Raw genomic sequence first — 17,364 nt, 5'->3', positions numbered from 1 at the left:
ATGCGATAATAGGCGTCTGCCTATAAAACCGATGCCTCCCATGCCACAATTTGCCCCGCTCCAGAACGACACCTTCCTGCGTGCGCTGCTGCGCCAGCCGACCGACTACACCCCGGTATGGCTGATGCGCCAGGCGGGCCGCTATCTGCCGGAATACCGCGCCACCCGCGCGCGCGCCGGTTCGTTCCTGGGCCTGGCAAAAAATCCCGATTACGCCACCGAAGTCACGCTCCAGCCGCTCGACCGCTTCGCGCTGGACGCGTCGATCCTGTTCTCGGACATCCTGACCGTGCCGGACGCGATGGGCCTGGGCCTGTATTTCGCCGACGGCGAGGGCCCGAAGTTCGAGCGTCCGCTGCGCACCGAAGAGCAGGTCCATGCGCTGGAAGTGCCCGACATGGCCTCGCTCGACTACGTGTTCAAGGCCGTCACGCAGATCCGCGGCGCCATCAATGGCCGCGTGCCGCTGATCGGTTTCTCGGGCAGCCCATGGACGCTGGCCTGCTACATGGTCGAAGGCGCCGGTTCGCGCGAGTTCCACACCGTCAAGAAGATGCTGTACAGCCGGCCGGACCTGATGCACCGCATCCTCGACATCAATGCCAAGGCCGTCACCGCCTACCTGAACGCGCAGATCGACGCCGGCGCGCAGGCCGTGATGATCTTCGATTCGTGGGGCGGGGCGCTGGCCGACGGCGCCTACCAGACCTTCTCGCTGCAATACATGCAGCAGATCCTGGCCGGCCTGCAGCGCGAAAAGGATGGCGTGCGCATCCCGGCCGTCGTGTTCACCAAGGGTGGCGGCATCTGGCTTGACCAGATGGCCGACATCGGCGCCGACGCGCTGGGCCTGGACTGGACCGTCAATCTGGGCACGGCGCGCGCGCTGGTCGGCGACCGCGTGGCGCTGCAGGGCAACCTCGATCCGGCAATCCTGTTTGCCGCGCCGGACCAGATTGCAGCCGAAGTCGAGCGCTCGCTGACTGCCTACGGCACACCGTCGGATGGCCATGGCCACGTGTTCAACCTGGGCCATGGCATCTCGCAATTTACCCCGCCGGAATCGGTCACCGCAATGGTCGAAGCGGTGCACAGCTTCAGCCGCAAGCAGCGCGCCGCGTAATCTTGTCCCCGGCTTGCTGCGCACTCGCAAGAGCGCGATTGCAAGCCGACTTCCTCACTTGTTCACAACTTCCGTAAATCCGATAAACGTTCCTGTGGACATCTCGATTTTTCGTGTTTACGCGCAAGTCAATGATTCATAAGTGTTTTCTTCCTGGCTTATGCGATCTGGCTGTCTTGTCGATGAACGTTGTCCAGTGGAATTCAGTCTGATTTGGCGCCTTGTTCACAAAGTTATCAACAGGCCTTGCAAGGATGGGGAAAAGTGCTTGGTTTACCGAGACTTAGCGTGAAACTTCATGTGTTGCCTTAACTTTATGACGCATCGCAGCGAGTTTTCCACGGAAAATTGCAGAGTTATGCACAAGGCGCGAAATGTGGTCGAGGTTGTTAACAGGTTTTCGAGTGATTTTGCAAGTCGTTGATTATGAAGACTAAAATTATCTTGAATTGAAGAATTTTCGTCTTTGACTTGATCTAACGTAAACCTTTGATGGGGTCAAGTCCCCCACTATTCACAAAGTTCTCCACAGATTTGCACAGGGCCCAGATTGTCAACCAGCACGCACGCACCGGCCGAACCGTACTGCTTCCTCGAAGTCGTGATCGATACGCCGCTTAACAGCAGTTTCGACTACCGCTGGCCCTGCCAACCGGGTGATGAACCGCTGCCTGGCCAGCTGGCGCTCGTGTCATTTGCACGGCGCGAAGTGATGGCCCTGATCGTCGCGGTCAAGTCCACCAGCGACGTGCCGCCCGAGAAACTCAAGGATGCCCTGGCCGTGCGCAGTGAATTGGCGCCGCTGTCCGGGCGCTGGCTCGCGCTGGCGCGGTTTGCCGCCGAGTACTACCAGCGCCCGCTCGGTGAAGTGGCGTTGCCCGGCTTGCCAAAGAATCTGCGGGTGCCCAAAACAGTCGCGCTGGGGCGCGCGCTGAAAAAGCTGGCCAAGCTCGATGCCGGGCAGGACGCCACTGCAGTGGGCATGCCGGTGCTGAACACGGCCCAGCAAGAGGCGGCCGACGCCATCGGCGGTGCCACCGGTTTCAAACCGTTCCTGTTATGGGGCGTCACCGGCAGCGGCAAGACCGAGGTCTATCTGCAAGCCTGCGCCCAGGTGCTGGCGCGCGACCCGCAGGCGCAGATCCTGATCATGGTCCCCGAGATCAACCTCACGCCGCAGCTCGAAGGCAATATCCGGGCGCGCTTCCCGGGCATGATGCTCGCCACGCTGCACAGCAGCCTGTCCGAGGGCGAGCGCATGCTGCACTGGCTGGCGGCGCACCTGGGGCAGGCGCGCATCGTGCTCGGCACGCGGCTGTCGCTGCTGGCGTCGCTGCCTCACTTGCAGCTGATCGTGATCGATGAAGAGCACGACCCGTCGTACAAGCAGCAGGAAGGCCTGCGCTATTCGGCGCGCGACCTGGCCGTCTGGCGCGCGCACCAGCTGGGCATTCCGATCGTGCTGGGCTCGGCCACGCCGTCGCTCGAATCGTGGCACCACGCCCGCTCGGGGCGCTATACAAGGCTCGACCTGCGCGAGCGCGCCGTGCAGGATGCCGTGCTGCCGCGCGTGCGCCTGATCGACATGGAGCGCGATCGCGGGCGCGACGGCCTGACCGCCGAGATGGTCGCCGCGCTGCGCCTGCGCCTGGAGCGCGGTGAGCAGTCACTGCTGTTCCTGAACCGGCGCGGCTACGCCCCCGTGATTTCGTGCGACGCGTGCGGCTGGATCAGCGACTGCACGCGCTGCACCGCCTTCATGGTGCTGCACAAGCCCGAGAACCGGCTGCGCTGCCACCACTGCAGCCTGGAGCTGCGCATCCCGCGCTCGTGCCCTACCTGCGGCAACGTCGACATCCAGCCGCTGGGCCGGGGCACGCAGCGCGTCGAAGAGGGCTTGCGGGCGATGTTCCCCGAGGCGCGCATCCTGCGCATCGATGCCGACTCCACGCGCCTGAAGGGCAGCGCGCAGGCGGCGTTCGACAGCGTGCACCGGGGCGAGGTGGATATCCTGATCGGCACCCAGATGGTCGCCAAGGGCCACGACTTCAAGAAGCTCACGCTGGTGGGCATCCTGAACCCGGATACGGCGCTGTTCTCGCAGGACTACCGCGCCAGCGAGCGCCTGTTCGCGCAGTTGATGCAGGTGGCGGGGCGGGCAGGGCGTGCCGGCGCGCCGTCCGAGGTGCTGGTGCAGACGCGCTACGTGCAGCATCCGCTGTACGGCGCGGTGATGCGCCACGATTACGAGCGCTTTGCCGGCCAGTTGCTCGACGAACGGCGTGAAGCGGGGCTGCCGCCGTACATGTACCAGGCCTTGCTGCGGGCCGAAGCGCGCGAGCTGCCGATTGCGATTGCATTTCTGGAGACCGCGCGCGACTGCCTGGCGCATGACGGCATCCTGATCAACGACCCGATCCCGATGACGATGACGCGCGTGCACAATATGGACCGCGCCCAGTTGCTGGTGGAGTCCAGCTCGCGCCCGGCCTTGCAGGCGTTCCTGCGCGAGTGGATGGAAGCGTTGCGGGCCATGAAGGCCCGTGTGAAGTGGTCGCTCGAAGTCGACCCGCTCGATATTTAAGCTGCGCTGGCAGCCTTGCGCGCTGCCTGGCGCCGACGGCTGGCATAGCCCATCATGCCCAGGCCGGCGCCCAGCAGCAGGCCGGTGGCCGGTTCAGGCACTTCACCCGGTGGCACTTCACCGCCGACTGTTTCCACGCCAAACGTGATGGTGCCGAAGTTCCAGATGCCGTCCGGGCCATCGAAATCATCGAACCCTTCAAAGAATTCCAGGCGCAGGATGCCGTCGGCGCCGACAGCGAAACTCAGGTCCAGGTCGACCAGGTCGGCGAAACCGTTATACGTGGCGGTGCCCGGGCTGTCATCATTGAAACCGGGGTTGAAGAACACGCCATCGGTCTGGTCGGCGTTTTCGAACGAGAGGGTCAGTTCGGACAACCAGCTCGGCGAGAAGGCGGTCAGGTTGGCCGAAAAGGAGACGCTGGTGATGATCGAATTGGCGCCGACGTTATAGCTCAGCACTGTGTTGCTGGCGTCGCCGTATTCCCCAAAACTGGTAATGCCCGCCACGTTGACGACCAGCGGTGCGGCAAACACGGATGAGCAAGCGAACAGCGACAGGCTAACAAGCAATTTGTTCAGCGAAGCGAGTGACATGACATCTCCTGGGTTGGGGTTGAGCCCGAGGTGTATGCAAATACCGTGCCGCAGTGAAGAACTCATCCATCTTGTTGATTCCGTTGGGAAAAATTAAAGCAATATAAATTGGCGTTCGGAATCTGTAAAAGTGGTCGACATCGTTTTCTGCACTGTTGGTTGCAATGCCGGGGCGCGCTGGCGTGGCGTCCCGCCTGAAACGCCACCTGCGCACGTGAAATAGCGTATCGTTTTGCCTGTTAATTGCGAAGACACAGCGAAAGAGCCCCATGAAACAACTGAACGTGGATGTCGCCGTCATCGGCACCGGCACCGCCGGCATGACGGCCTATCGCGCGGCCAAGGCGCAGGGCGCGCGCACCGTGGTCATCGAGGGCGCGCACTACGGCACCACCTGCGCCCGGGTCGGCTGCATGCCAAGCAAGCTCCTGATCGCCGCGGCCGAGGTGGCGCACACGCTGCACTCGTCCGCTCCGTTTGGCGTGCATGCCGGCGAAGTGCGGATCGATGGTCCGGCCGTGATGGCGCGCGTCCAGCGCGAACGCGACCGTTTCGTCGGTTTCGTGCTCGAGGCCGTGGAAGCCATACCCGCCCAGGACCGCCTGCAGGGCCATGCGCGCTTTACCGGTCCGTGCACGCTGCAGGTCGACGACCATACCGAAATCCACGCCGGGCGCGTCGTCATCGCCACCGGCTCGACACCGCTGCGCCTGCCGCAGCTCGAGAACGTCGGCCCCGGCATCGTTACCAGCGACGACGTGTTCTACTGGAACGACCTGCCGGCCTCGGTGGCCGTGATCGGCACCGGCGTGATCGGCCTCGAACTGGGCCAGGCCCTGAGCCGTCTGGGCGTGCGCGTGCGTTTCTACGCGCGCGGCGGCTCCATCGCCAATATCAGCGACCCCGAAGTGCTGCGCTGCGCGGCGCACGTGCTGGGCGAAGAAGTCGACATCGCGTTTCAGAGCCAGATCATGGGTGCAGAGCAGGAGGGCGACGAGGTGGTCTTGCGCGTGCGCGATGCGCTGGGCGAGGAAAGCAGCGAACGCTTCCAGTACGTGCTGATGGCGGCCGGGCGCACGCCGAACGTGCATGACCTGGGTCTGGAACTGACCGGCCTGGAGCGGGGCGCCGACGGCATCCCGACCTTCGATACGCGCACCATGCAGTGCGGCACCAGCCATATCTTTATCGCGGGCGACGCCAACGACGAGCGTCCGTTGCTGCACGACGCGGCCGATCACGGCAAGATCGCCGGCGACAATGCGGGCCGCTACCCCGACGTGCGCCCGGGTCTGCGCCGCACGCCGATCGCGGTGGCCTTCACCGAGCCGAATATCGCCACGTTGGGCAAGAGCTATCGGGAATTGTGCGCGGGCGGGCAACGCAAGTTCGCCGTGGGCAGCGTGTCGTTCGAGAACCAGGGCCGCAGCCGCGTCATGTTGCAGAACAAGGGGATGCTGCGGGTGTATGCCGAATACGGCTCGCGCCTGTTCCTGGGCGCCGAGATGATCGCGCCGCGCGCCGAGCACCTGGCGCACCTGCTGTCATGGGCATGCCAGATGCGGTTGACGGTCGACCAGATGCTGGAGATGCCGTTCTATCATCCGGTGATCGAAGAGGGCGTGCGCACGGCGCTGCGCGACCTGGCGACCAACCTGTCGCAGGGCGAGAGCACCACCTTCGCAGCCGAAACCCAGCCGGGTCTCTAAACCGCGCCGCCGGATCGCCGGACCGCCGGATCAGTTGAGCAGGGTGGTGGCCAGCTTGCCCTGACCGGCCAGCTGACGCAGGATGCGTACCGTGTCGATGTCGGCTTCTTCGTAGGCCGACTTCTTGAATTCGTCGTACATCGCATTGGCCTGGTCGACGTGTTCGCCCATGCCGTCGTCGTAGCAGAAGCGCACCAGCAGCATGGCGCTGGTGGGCGCTTCGATGACCATGCGCAGCGTCGAGGCGGCGATGTCGCCCTGGGCCGGCACGTCGTAATGCACTTCTTGCAGCGGGGTCAAGGTTACCGTGTCTTCGATCACCAGCTTGCCGAAGGTCAGGCGGCGGCGCATGATGCCGGCATCGCGCTCAAGAATTTCGCAGGTGTCCAGGTGCGGAATGAACAGTTTCGGCTGCTCGGCGCGCAGCACCAGGCCGTGCCACAGCTGCTCGCGGCTGAGCGTGTCGAGAAGCGGGTTCATCGGATCGTTGATTTCGACGAGATGTTCGAATTTCATGGGGCAAATTTCCAGAAAAATAGGGCGTCAGCGTAGCGCGTGGCGTCGCGCGCTGCAAAGGTCGCATGGTACCCGATCCCCGGCTGACTCGCAGGAGCGTGCCGGTAAGCAAACCCTGGCAGCGGCTTGTTGCAATCCGGCGTAGCCTGCAACGCGCCATCGCCCGCTGCACCCGCCAGATTGTTACAATCGCTCTCTGTCCCACCGAAAACTTCCCCATGTCAAACGCACCAAAGTTCGGCCTCAACGGGCCGCAGAGCGAAGCCGCGCTGTACCTGGACGGCCCTTGCCTGGTGCTCGCTGGCGCCGGCTCCGGCAAGACGCGCGTGATCACGCAAAAGATCGCCTACATGATCGAGCACTGCGGCTACGATCCGCGCACCATTGCCGCGCTGACCTTTACCAACAAGGCGGCGCTCGAGATGCAGGAGCGTATTGCCAAGCTGCTCAAGCAGCCGAAGCAGGCCAAGCAACTGACCGTGTCCACCTTCCACTCGCTGGGCGTGCGCATCCTGCGCCAGGAAGCGGCCGGGGTGGGGCTGAAGGACAAGTTTTCGATCATGGACAGCGACGATTGCTACACGATCGTGTCCGATCTGGCGCTGAGCACCGATAAACAGGAAATCCGCCGCATCCAGAACACGATTTCGCTGTGGAAGAACGGCCTGGTCGACCCGGAAGACGCGATCAACGCCGCGCGCGACGAAGACGAGGCGCAGGCCGGGCGCGTCTACCGCAGCTATGTGGCCACGCTGCAGGCCTACCAGGCAGTCGACTTCGATGACCTGATCCGCTTGCCGGTAGAACTGTTCCGCAACAACGAGCCGATCCGCGACCGCTGGCAACGCCGCCTGCGTTACCTGTTGATGGACGAATACCAGGACACCAACACCTGCCAGTACGAGCTGGTCAAGCTCCTGGTGACGGGCCTGGGCAAGAAGCCGATGTTTACCGCCGTGGGCGACGACGACCAGGCGATCTATGCCTGGCGCGGCGCTTCCGTCGAAAACCTGAAAACGCTGCAGGTCGATTTCCCCGACCTGCGCGTGATCAAGCTCGAGCAGAACTACCGCTCTACCACGCGCATCCTGCAGGCGGCCAATGCCGTGATCGGCAACAACCCGAAAATCTTCGAGAAGTCGCTGTGGTCCGAGCACGGCCTGGGCGAGCCGATCAAGGTGATGGGCATGCAGAACGACGACCAGGAAGCCGACCAGATCGCGATGCTGATTTCGTCTGAGCACTTTCAGCGCAAGAACAACTGGTCCGATTTCGCCATCCTGTACCGCGGCAATCACCAGGCGCGCGTGATGGAACAGGCGCTGCGCAAGGAGCGCATCCCGTACACGATGTCGGGCGGCCAGAGCTTCTTCGACAAGGCCGAGATCAAGGACATCATTGCCTACCTGCGCCTGATCGCCAACCAGGACGACGACCCGGCCTTCATCCGCGCCATCACGACGCCCAAGCGCGGGGTCGGCATGGCCACGCTCGAAGTGCTGGGCGAATTTTCGAAGCAGTGGAATTGCTCGCTGTTCGAGGCGGCGCGCAAGGGCGGCATCGAGGCCAAGCTGGCCGAACGGCAACTGGGATCGGTGCGCAACTTCTGCCACTTCATCAGCGAGCTGGAAGACCGCGCGACGCGGCCCGGGCCGCTGGGCGCCGGCGACCATGCGGCCGAGGTGCTCGACGACATGATGAAGGAAATGAATTACGAGCATTACCTGTACGAGGGCTTCGACGACCGCGCGGCCCAGGCCAAGTGGCAGAACGTGCTCGAATTTACCAACTGGCTCAAGGACCGCGGCCGTGGCGGGCGCGACCGCGATGGCGAAGAAAAGAACCTGCTGGAACTGACGCAGATGGTGGCGCTGATGTCGATGCTCGAAGGCCAGGATGAGGAGCAGGACGCGGTGCGCATGTCGACGCTGCACGCCTCGAAAGGGCTGGAGTATCCGCACGTGTATCTGGTCGGCGTGGAAGAAGGCATCCTGCCGCACAAGGGCGACCCGGATGCCTCCATCGAGACGATCTCGGCGCGCATCCAGGAAGAACGGCGCCTGATGTACGTGGGCATCACGCGCGCCCAGCGCACGCTGCACGTGAGCTGGTGCAAGCGGCGCAAGCGTGCGGGCGAGCTGGTCAATTGCGATCCGTCGCGCTTCATCAAGGAAATGGCGCTGGACGTTGGTGAGGCCGCGCCAATGGAGTCGGAAATACTGAGTCCAAAGGCAAGATTGGCGAGTTTGAAAGCTTTGTTGGCAACACCAAGGCCGGTTCCGGAGTAAACCGTTGTGCGTAAGCCTTGATGAATCGGCAAGTCGTGCGCACGATTGAAATGCTATTTGACTTCATGTGTCGCTCAAGAAATACTTGCCGGAATAACGAGATTTTGATATCTAAATTCCCACGGCATTTACCTTGCTGCAATAATTTTCGACTGATTCATGGCTACTCCTTCCGACATCACCGTCACGCCGCTTACCGGACTGAACCACATCGACGCCTTGCTGGACAAGGGCCCCGACTGGAACTTCCTCAGCAATAACAACGCCAATGTCCTGTTCTACACGTTTTCGATCTCCTCGGGCAATGAAAGCGACCGGACTGGCCAGGAAGCGTTCAGCGCATCCCAGCAAACCAATGCGCGGACGGCGTTCAGCTATCTGCAGCAAGTGACCGGGATTCAGTTCCAGGAGACGGCATCCGGCACGAGCGCCCAGTTCCATCTGGCCAATCTTGACCTGGAAGGCGCCTACACGACGGGCCTGAACAGCTGGATATCGCAACGCAGTGGCACCGAGACCACGCTGACCTCGTACAACGCCAATGCCTATGTGTATCTGGACAATGCCGAGTGGCGTGGCATGACGCAGAACCTGAAGGTCGGCACCCAGGGTTACGAAACCCTGCTGCACGAACTGGGTCACGCCCTTGGCCTGAAGCACCCGTTCCCGGAACCGGGTGAAGAAGGGCAGGCCGTTCTGTCAGGCAACGAAGACAACACGAACAACACGATCATGTCGTACACCAGCGCTGGCGGCTGGCACAGTACCTACAGCCCTTATGACATCGCCGCACTGAACTGGCTGTATGGCGGCGACGGCCTGCGCGGCGCGCTCGGCATCAACAGCACAACAGGCGGACGCTACATCACCGGCAGCTTCAAGGCAGACACCCTGGTGGGTACCCAATTTAACGATACATTGCAGGGCAACGGAGGAAGTGACATGATTAATGGCGGAGATGGCTTTGACACAACAATATTTAACGGCAACCGCAACGCATTCAATTTCAGCGTGCTGCAGGATGGTTCGCTCGCAGTGACGGGCACATCAGGAACCACGACCTTGCAATCGATCGAAATGCTGCAATTCGCCGATATGGCTGTCTCACGCGCCAGCTTGAGCGACACGACGCCGCCAACCGCGCCGCAAATGGCCATTGCCAAAAATGCGGCGATGTATTCCACCGGAGGTGCCCGGCCGTTGATGAATGGCTCGGGAGAAGCAAATTCGACAATTAAGGTGTATGTCAACGACATCCTGGTGGCCACTACCACGGTCAGCGCCAACGGCCTGTGGAGCGCCGTGTCGTCCGTGCCGCTGGCCGATGGCTTGAACTACCGAGGCTACGCCTTGGCGATCGATGCTGCGGGCAACATCTCGGCAGCGAGTCAGCAGGCCATCTTCCATGTCGATGCAACTCAGCCATCGACACCGACGATGAACGTGGCGTTCAATGCTGGCAGCAACCAGCCGGTATTCAGCGGCACCGGTGAGAGCGGGACTACCATCGAACTCTATCGGACAGGCGATTTCATCATGATCGCCAGCGCCACGGTCGGCACAAACGGCACCTGGAAAATCGATTCCGCGCCACTTCCGAACGGTGTCTACAATGTGATCGGTTCGTCGGTCGATGTGGCGGGCAACGCCGCGAGTCTGGCGCAAAATGCATCGTTCACCGTGAATAACGCTGCCAACATCACTGGCAGCAGCAGCACGGACAAATTTGTCATGCAGGCCGGTAATAATGCAATCGACGGCGGTGCGGGTATCGATACTGCCGTATTCAGCGGCGCGCGCAACGAGTACAAGGTGGTAAAGGGTGCGTGGGGACACGCCGTATCCGATGCCAGCGGTGGCGTTGATGGTTTGTACAATGTAGAGCGTCTCGAATTCAGCGACAGCTCGTATGCGATCGATGAGGGAACGGCCCAGGTGTTCCGCCTCTATCAGGCTTCTCTCGGCCGTGCATCGGATGCCTGGGGCCTCGGTTACTGGATCGACCGTGTGGACAAAGGCGCTTCAATGCGCACGATTGCCGAAGAATTCCTGACCCAAAAAGAGTTCTACCGGATTTATGGCGAAGAATCGAGCAACGAAGTGTTTCTCGGCAAGCTGTATGAAAATGTCCTGCATCGCCAGCCAGACGCCGAAGGCTTTGCCTACTGGATGTACCGTCTTACCAACACGGTAGAAGACTCGAGCCGGGCCCAGGTCATGCTTGAGTTTAGTGAGAGTATCGAAAACAAGATCCAGGTCTATCAAGTGACGTCCAGCGGTATGGAGTTCGAACCCTGGAAAGAACCAGTCACACCAACCACGCCGGTTGCGGTGATCGGTACTGCCGCCGTCGCTGACGACGGGCTGTGGACGGTTTGATCGGCTAACCGGGTCCACGGTCCTGCTCGCGTCGATGCTGGCATAATGCCGGCTTTACCGGAGTGCGCCGTGGACCAGGAAGAACGTTTCGTCAATCTTGAAATCAAGCTCTCCCAGCAGGAAGACCTGCTCGATGAGCTGAACAAGACCATCTACCGCCAGGAGCGCCGTATCGACGAGCTCGAGGCAATGGTCGGCAAGCTTGCCGACCACCTGCGCTCCCTGCGCGACGCCGGCCAGGCACCACTCAACGAACGGCCCCCACACTATTGAGTCACCCGACTTGCGCCAGGTGCTGCCCCAGGCGCTTGCCCAGGCACAGCAGGGTGAGTGTCGGCGGCAAGCCCCATGGCTGCGGGATCACCGACGCATCGCACACATACAGACCCGGCGCCTTCGTTTGAAGGTGCGCATCGACCCCGGCGCCGATGCGCACACTGCCGCCCGGGTGCGCCGCGAAATGCCAGCTCTTGAACACGTGCCGCGCGCCGGCCGCCTCCAGGATCGTGCGCGCAATTCGTTCGCCCTGCTGCAGGCGCGCGCGGTCGCCATCGCTCAGGCGCTTGTCGGCCCAGCGCGGTCCGACGCGTCCGCTGATATCGTCACGAATCTTGACCATGATGCTCAGGGTGCGCCGGTGCGCAAACAAGCGGTCCACGCGCCCGACCTGCGTTGCGAAGGCCTGGTACATCGGGCGCGGCAAGGTCAGGTCGGCCAGCGCGATGCCGGCCTGGGGGTCATGCCAGCCGGCCGCCATCGGCACTTCGGCGCCGCCATCGATGTCCGCCACGCTGCCCATCACGGCCACCACCGGATCGCTGAAGAACGGCGCATCGCGCGGGCCCAGGCCTGACGCATGCAGGATGCGCGGGCTGCCGATGCCGCCGCCACTCAGAATCACCAGCGGCGCATGGATGGTCTGCAACTGCCCGCCATGCTTCACCTCGACGCCGCTGGCGCGGCCTGCCTCCAGCAGCACGCGCGTGACGCGGCTGCCTGTTTGCAGCACGGCGCCAAGCCCCACCGCCTGTTCGACGAAATCGCGGGCACTCCACTTGGCGCCGTACGGGCAGCCATAGGTGCAACGCCAGCAGCCGCTGCGGCACAGCGCCGGCCGGATCATCTTGTCGAGTTTTTTCCAGTCGATGCCGGCCGCATGCGCCGCCGTCATGATGCGCGTGGCCATGGGGCCGACCAGCGTATCGGGCAGGGGGGCGAGCGGCAATTCCGCGCGCAGTTCGGCCAGGCTCGGGGCCAGGTCGATGCCGTACGCGGCGAAGTACGCCGCCGGTGGCGCGGCCGCCGTGGCGAAGTTGACGGCCGAGCTACCGCCCAGCGTCGTGCCACCTACCAGCAGCGACGCATCGCGGTGGATGAAGGCGCCGCGCCCGGGCACGGCCGCCATTGACGCCATCTGCGTGACGGTGCCGGCGAGCGGCGCGCCGCCGCCCTGTTCGAGCAGCAGGACCCGGCTGCCGGCACGCGCCAGTTCGCGCGCGACGCTGGCCCCGCCAGGGCCGGTGCCGACCACGATGGCGTCAAAGGAAGAGGAAGAAAGGGTCATGGAAAGGGGCCGCGAAGGGACCGCAAAAGGGCTTCGATGCTAGCACGGCGCTCACCATATGCACGTCAATACAGGGGCTGCGGATTGATACATTGCGGTACTTTTTAATTGTTACAAGCGCCATGCAAGCCTGCTATGATCTTCAGCGCACTGCTGTCGAGCCGTTGGCGACAGCGCCCTTCCTCAGTGTTAGCGAAAGACCTCATGATCCGTCCTCAACTGCTCATCGTGGCAGCCAGCGTCGCGCTGGCGTGTTCCGCCATCGCAGCACCTGCCGCACCCGCCCTCGACGCTTCCAATCCGTTCGCCAAGCCCAGCAGCCTGCCGCTGCAATACCCGGCGTTCGACAAGATCAAGGACGCGCACTACCTGCCTGCATTCGCTGCCGGCATGCGCGAAGAACTGCGCGAAGTCGAGGCGATCGCCAATGACAAGGCGGCGCCGACGTTCGACAACACGATCGTGGCGCTGGAAAAATCCGGCCAGTTGCTGGCGCGCGTGAACGCGACCTTCAGCAATCTGCACGGCGCCAACACCAACGACACGCTCGACGCAGTCGATCGCGAGATGTCGCCCAAGCTGGCGGCGCACACCGATGCGATCCACCTGAACGCGAAGCTGTTCGCGCGCGTCAAGGCGCTGCACGACAAGCGCGCTTCGCTGGGCCTGGACGCCGAATCGACGCACCTGCTCGAGCGCTACTACAAGGAATTCGTGCGCGCCGGCGCCAATCTGTCGGCGGCCAACCAGGCCAAGCTGAAGGCCTACAACGGCGAGATCGCCTCGCTGCAGTCCGACTTCCAGCAGCGCGTGCTCAAGGGCGCGAATGCCGCCGCCCTGATCGTCAACACCCGCGCAGAACTGGCGGGCCTGTCCGACGCCGAGATCAATGCCGCCGCTGCTGAAGCAACCAAGCGCGGCCAGAAGGGCAAGTTTGCGATCCCGATCGTCAACACGTCGATCCAGCCTGGCCTGTCGGTGCTGACGCACCGCGCCACGCGCGAGCGCCTGATGAAAGCCTCGCTCGAGCGCGGCACCAAGGGCGGCGAATTCGACACCACCAAGCAGGTGCTGCGCCTGGCCAAGCTGCGCGCCGAACGCGCCGTGCTGCTGGGTTACCCGAACTTTGCGGCCTACTCGCAAGAGCTGGAAACCGCGCGCAACCCGGCCGCTGTCAACAAGCTGCTGGGCGACCTGGCCAAGCCGGCCGTCACCAACGCGAAGAAGGAAGCCGTCGAGATCCAGGCTGCAATCAACAAGGACGGCGGTAAATTCGAAGTGGCAAGCTGGGACTGGCCGCTGTACGCCGACAAGGTGCGCGCCGAGAAATTCAATTTCGACGACAGCCAGCTGCGCCCGTACTTTGAACTGAACCGCGTGCTGGTCGATGGCGTGTTCTTCGCCGCGACCAAGGAATACGGCGTCACGTTCAAGGAACGCAAGGACCTGCCGACCTACGATCCTGACGTGCGCACCTTCGACGTGTACGACGTCGATGGCAAGCTGCTGACGATCTTCATCTTCGACCCGTACGCACGCAGCAACAAGCAGGGCGGCGCCTGGATGAACGAGTACGTCTCGCAATCGCACCTGCTGGGTCAGAAACCCGTCATCGGCAACCACCTGAACATTCCAAAGCCGCCAAATGGCGAGCCGACGCTGTTGACGTACGACGAAGTGGTCACTGCATTCCACGAATTCGGCCACGCGCTGCACGGCATGTTCTCGGACGTGAAATACCCGAAATTCTCGGGCACGAATGTGCCGCGCGACTTCGTCGAGTATCCGTCGCAGGTCAATGAAATGTGGGTGACCTGGCCTGAAGTGCTGGCCAACTACGCCAAGCATTACAAGACCGGCGCGCCGATGCCGAAGGACTTGCTGGACAAGGTCGTGGCGTCGAAGAAGTTCGGCCAGGGCTACACCACCACCGCCTACCTGGCGGCGGCGCTGCTCGACCAGCGCTGGCACCAGATCACGCCAAACCAGGTGCCGACCGACGTGCTGAGCTTCGAGGCGAAGGCGCTGGCCGATGCGGGCGTCGCGTACGCCCCGGTGCCGCCGCGCTACCGCAGCGCGTACTTCTCGCACTCGATGGGCGGCGGCTATTCGGCCGGCTACTACGCCTACCTGTGGAGCGAGCGTCTGGACGCCGAGACGGTCAAGTGGTTCACCGAAAGCGGTGGCCTGACGCGCAAGAACGGCGACCATTTCCGCAAGACGCTGCTCTCGCGTGGCGGCACGCAAGAAGCGATGGACCTGTTCCGCAACTTCCGTGGCCGCGATCCGGTCATCGGCCCACTGCTGGAACGCCGCGGCCTGACCGCGACGCCATCGAACGACTGATGCCATGCCAGCATCCCGTCTGCACCGTCACGAGCGGCGCCGGCGGGGCGCTGCGCGACTGACCTGCCTTTTTCTCCCTTCGTACAAGAGACTCCATGAACCGTCCAAAACTGCTGCTGATCGCAGCCGGCGTTGCCCTTGCCACTCTCGCGTTTTCCAAGTCGGCCAGCGCTGCGCTGCCAGCCTCGAATCCGTTCGCCAAGCCGAGCACCCTGCAGTACGGCTACCCGGCCTTCGACAAGATCAAGAACGAGCACTTCGCGCCGGCGTTCGACGAAGGCATGCGCGAGCAGGCCGCTGAAATCGGCAAGATCGCCAACAACAAGGCTGCGCCGACGTTCGACAACACGATCGTGGCGATGGAGCGCTCGGGCCAGCTGCTGGGCCGCGTGCGCGCCGTGTTCTACACACTGACCGGTTCGTACACCAACGACACGCTGCAGGCGCTGGACAAGGACCTGGCGCCGAAATTCGCGGCCCACAGCGACGCGATCCGCCTGAACCCGGCCCTGTTCGCCCGCATCAAGACGCTGCACGACAAGCGCGCCACGCTCGGCCTGGACGCCGAATCGGCATTCCTGCTCGAGCGCTACTACAAGGACTTCGTGCGCGCCGGCGCCAACCTGTCCGCTGCCGACAAGATCAAGCTGAAGGACTACAACGGCAAGCTGGCCGCGCTGCAGACCCAGTTCAGCCAGAACGTGCTCAAGGAAGTGAACGCCTCGGCCTTCGTTGTCGACACCCGCGCCGAACTGGCCGGTCTGTCCGAGAAAGCCATCGATGCGGCGGCCGCCGAAGCGACCAAGCGCGGCCTGGAAGGCAAGTTCGTCATCCCGGTCGTCAACACCACGCAGCAAGCGCCGCTGGCCGTGCTGACCAACCGCGCCACGCGCGAAAAACTGCTCACCACGTCGATGATCCGCGGCAGCCGCGGCGGCGAATTCGACAACCGCGACGTCGTGCTGCAACTGGCCAAGCTGCGCGCCGAACGCGCCGAGCTGCTGGGCTACGAGAACTACGCCGCCTACTCGCTCGAAGACCAGACTGCGAAGAACACCACGTCGGTCAACAAGCTGCTGGGCGACCTGACCGCGCCGGCCGTGCGCAACGCAAAGAAGGAAGCGGTCGAGATCCAGGCCGTGATCGATGCGGAGAAGGGCGGCTTCCAGCTGGCCGCGCAGGACTGGGCGATCTACAGCGACAAGGTGCGCACCGCCAAGTATGCGTTCGACGCCAACCAGCTCAAGCCGTACTTCGAATTCGACAACGTGCTCGAAAAAGGCACGTTCTTCGCTGCGACCAAACTGTGGGGCATCACCTTCAAGCGCCGCACCGACCTGCCGACCTACGATGCCGACGTGCGCGTGTATGACGTGTTCGAAGAAAACGGCGCCCACCTGGCCATCTTCGTGGTCGATCCGTACGCGCGCCCGAACAAGCGCGGCGGCGCATGGATGAGTTCTCTGGTCGACCAGAGCTTCCTGCTCGACAAGAAACCGGTCATCACCAACAACCTGAACCTGACCAAGCCGGCCGCAGGCGAGCCGACCCTGCTCACCTGGGACGAAGTGCGCACGACATTCCACGAATTTGGCCACGCAACGCACGGCTGGTTCTCGAAGGTGAAGTACCCGCGCTTCTCGGGCACCAGCGTGCCGCGCGACTACGTCGAGCTGCCATCGCAGGTCTATGAAATGTGGATGGCCTGGCCCGAAGTAATGGCCAGCTACGCCAGGCACTACCAGACCGGCGCCGTGATGCCGAAGGAACTGCTGGACAAGCTGCGCGCGTCGCAGAAGTTCAATGAAGGCTACCGCACCACCGAATACCTGGCTGCGGCCGTACTCGACCAGCGCTGGCACCAGCTGGGCTCGAAAGCGATCCCGACCGACGTGAAGACGTTCGAGCGGCAGGCGCTGAAGGACGCGGGCCTGGACTTCGCGCCGGTCCCGCCGCGCTACAGCAGCACGTACTTCTCGCACGCGATGGGCGGCGGTTATTCGGCCGGCTACTACAGCTACCTGTGGGCCGAGCGCCTCGACGCCGATGCCGGCGAGTGGTTCAAGGAAAACGGCGGCCTGCAGCGCAAGAACGGCGACCGCTTCCGCACCATGGTGCTGTCGAAGGGCGGCACCGTCGATGCGGTGGAGATGTACCGCGCCTTCCGTGGCCGCGATCCGGTCATCCAGCCGCTGCTCGAGCGCCGCGGCCTGAACTGATGCCAGCAAGCCCAACCATTACCGTGAAAAGCACAAGAAC

At 63.2% G+C, this 17,364-nt stretch carries 11 protein-coding genes; 8 read left to right on the top strand and 3 right to left on the bottom strand.

Annotation, left to right across the window (positions count from 1 at the left end; all coding sequences use genetic code 11):
• The first annotated feature begins 40 nt into the window (after window positions 1-40).
• The gene (gene hemE / locus AC56LY_RS19090) at window positions 41-1,123 is read left to right on the top strand and encodes a uroporphyrinogen decarboxylase (protein ID WP_499582279.1); all 1,083 of its coding nucleotides are present in this window, start codon (window positions 41-43) and stop codon (window positions 1,121-1,123) included.
• A 550-nt stretch (window positions 1,124-1,673) separates the two neighbouring features.
• Window positions 1,674-3,707, top strand: a complete 2,034-nt coding sequence (locus AC56LY_RS19085) for a primosomal protein N' (RefSeq protein ID WP_499582277.1) — start codon at window positions 1,674-1,676, stop codon at window positions 3,705-3,707.
• Here the strand turns inward: AC56LY_RS19085 and AC56LY_RS19080 are convergent.
• Entirely contained in the window at window positions 3,704-4,303 is a 600-nt protein-coding gene (locus tag AC56LY_RS19080) for a PEP-CTERM sorting domain-containing protein (RefSeq protein WP_499582275.1), read from the bottom strand. The two genes, AC56LY_RS19085 and AC56LY_RS19080, sit on opposite strands and share 4 nt — an antisense overlap.
• A 269-nt stretch (window positions 4,304-4,572) precedes the next feature.
• On the opposite strand from AC56LY_RS19080, the gene AC56LY_RS19075 reads away from it, so the two are divergent.
• Window positions 4,573-6,012 carry a dihydrolipoyl dehydrogenase gene (locus AC56LY_RS19075; RefSeq protein WP_499582273.1) on the top strand — a complete coding sequence of 480 codons (1,440 nt, stop codon included), beginning with the start codon at window positions 4,573-4,575 and terminating at the stop codon, window positions 6,010-6,012.
• A 30-nt stretch (window positions 6,013-6,042) separates the two neighbouring features.
• On the opposite strand, the gene AC56LY_RS19070 is transcribed toward AC56LY_RS19075, so the two are convergent.
• Entirely contained in the window at window positions 6,043-6,528 is a 486-nt protein-coding gene (locus tag AC56LY_RS19070; RefSeq protein ID WP_499582271.1) for an SRPBCC family protein, read from the bottom strand.
• A gap of 218 nt (window positions 6,529-6,746) precedes the next feature.
• On the opposite strand from AC56LY_RS19070, the gene AC56LY_RS19065 reads away from it, so the two are divergent.
• The 3 genes from AC56LY_RS19065 (at window position 6,747) to AC56LY_RS19055 (ending at window position 11,468) form a co-directional block, all read left to right on the top strand.
• Window positions 6,747-8,816: a UvrD-helicase domain-containing protein gene (locus AC56LY_RS19065; RefSeq protein WP_499582269.1), complete on the top strand. Its 2,070-nt coding sequence runs from the start codon at window positions 6,747-6,749 to the stop codon at window positions 8,814-8,816.
• A 159-nt stretch (window positions 8,817-8,975) separates the two neighbouring features.
• A complete protein-coding gene (locus AC56LY_RS19060; protein ID WP_499582267.1) occupies window positions 8,976-11,195 on the top strand; it encodes a DUF4214 domain-containing protein in 2,220 nt (739 codons plus the stop codon).
• Between the two features lie 69 nt (window positions 11,196-11,264).
• Complete coding sequence (locus AC56LY_RS19055) at window positions 11,265-11,468, top strand: SlyX family protein (RefSeq protein ID WP_183555154.1); 204 nt, start codon at window positions 11,265-11,267, stop codon at window positions 11,466-11,468.
• A 1-nt stretch (window position 11,469) separates the two neighbouring features.
• On the opposite strand, the gene AC56LY_RS19050 is transcribed toward AC56LY_RS19055, so the two are convergent.
• A complete protein-coding gene (locus AC56LY_RS19050; RefSeq protein ID WP_499582265.1) occupies window positions 11,470-12,759 on the bottom strand; it encodes a GMC family oxidoreductase N-terminal domain-containing protein in 1,290 nt (429 codons plus the stop codon).
• A gap of 204 nt (window positions 12,760-12,963) precedes the next feature.
• Between AC56LY_RS19050 and AC56LY_RS19045 the strand changes: the two genes are divergently transcribed.
• Both AC56LY_RS19045 and AC56LY_RS19040 read left to right on the top strand, forming a co-directional pair.
• Window positions 12,964-15,105 (top strand): M3 family metallopeptidase, encoded by a 2,142-nt coding sequence (locus AC56LY_RS19045; protein ID WP_499582263.1) that lies wholly within the window; start codon window positions 12,964-12,966, stop codon window positions 15,103-15,105.
• 95 nt (window positions 15,106-15,200) lie between these two features.
• Window positions 15,201-17,324: a M3 family metallopeptidase gene (locus AC56LY_RS19040; RefSeq protein WP_499582261.1), complete on the top strand. Its 2,124-nt coding sequence runs from the start codon at window positions 15,201-15,203 to the stop codon at window positions 17,322-17,324.
• Window positions 17,325-17,364 lie beyond the last annotated feature (40 nt).

Source organism: Telluria sp. ZT3P25, assembly GCF_059685895.1.
This window is presented reverse-complemented; position numbering and strand designations above follow the sequence as displayed.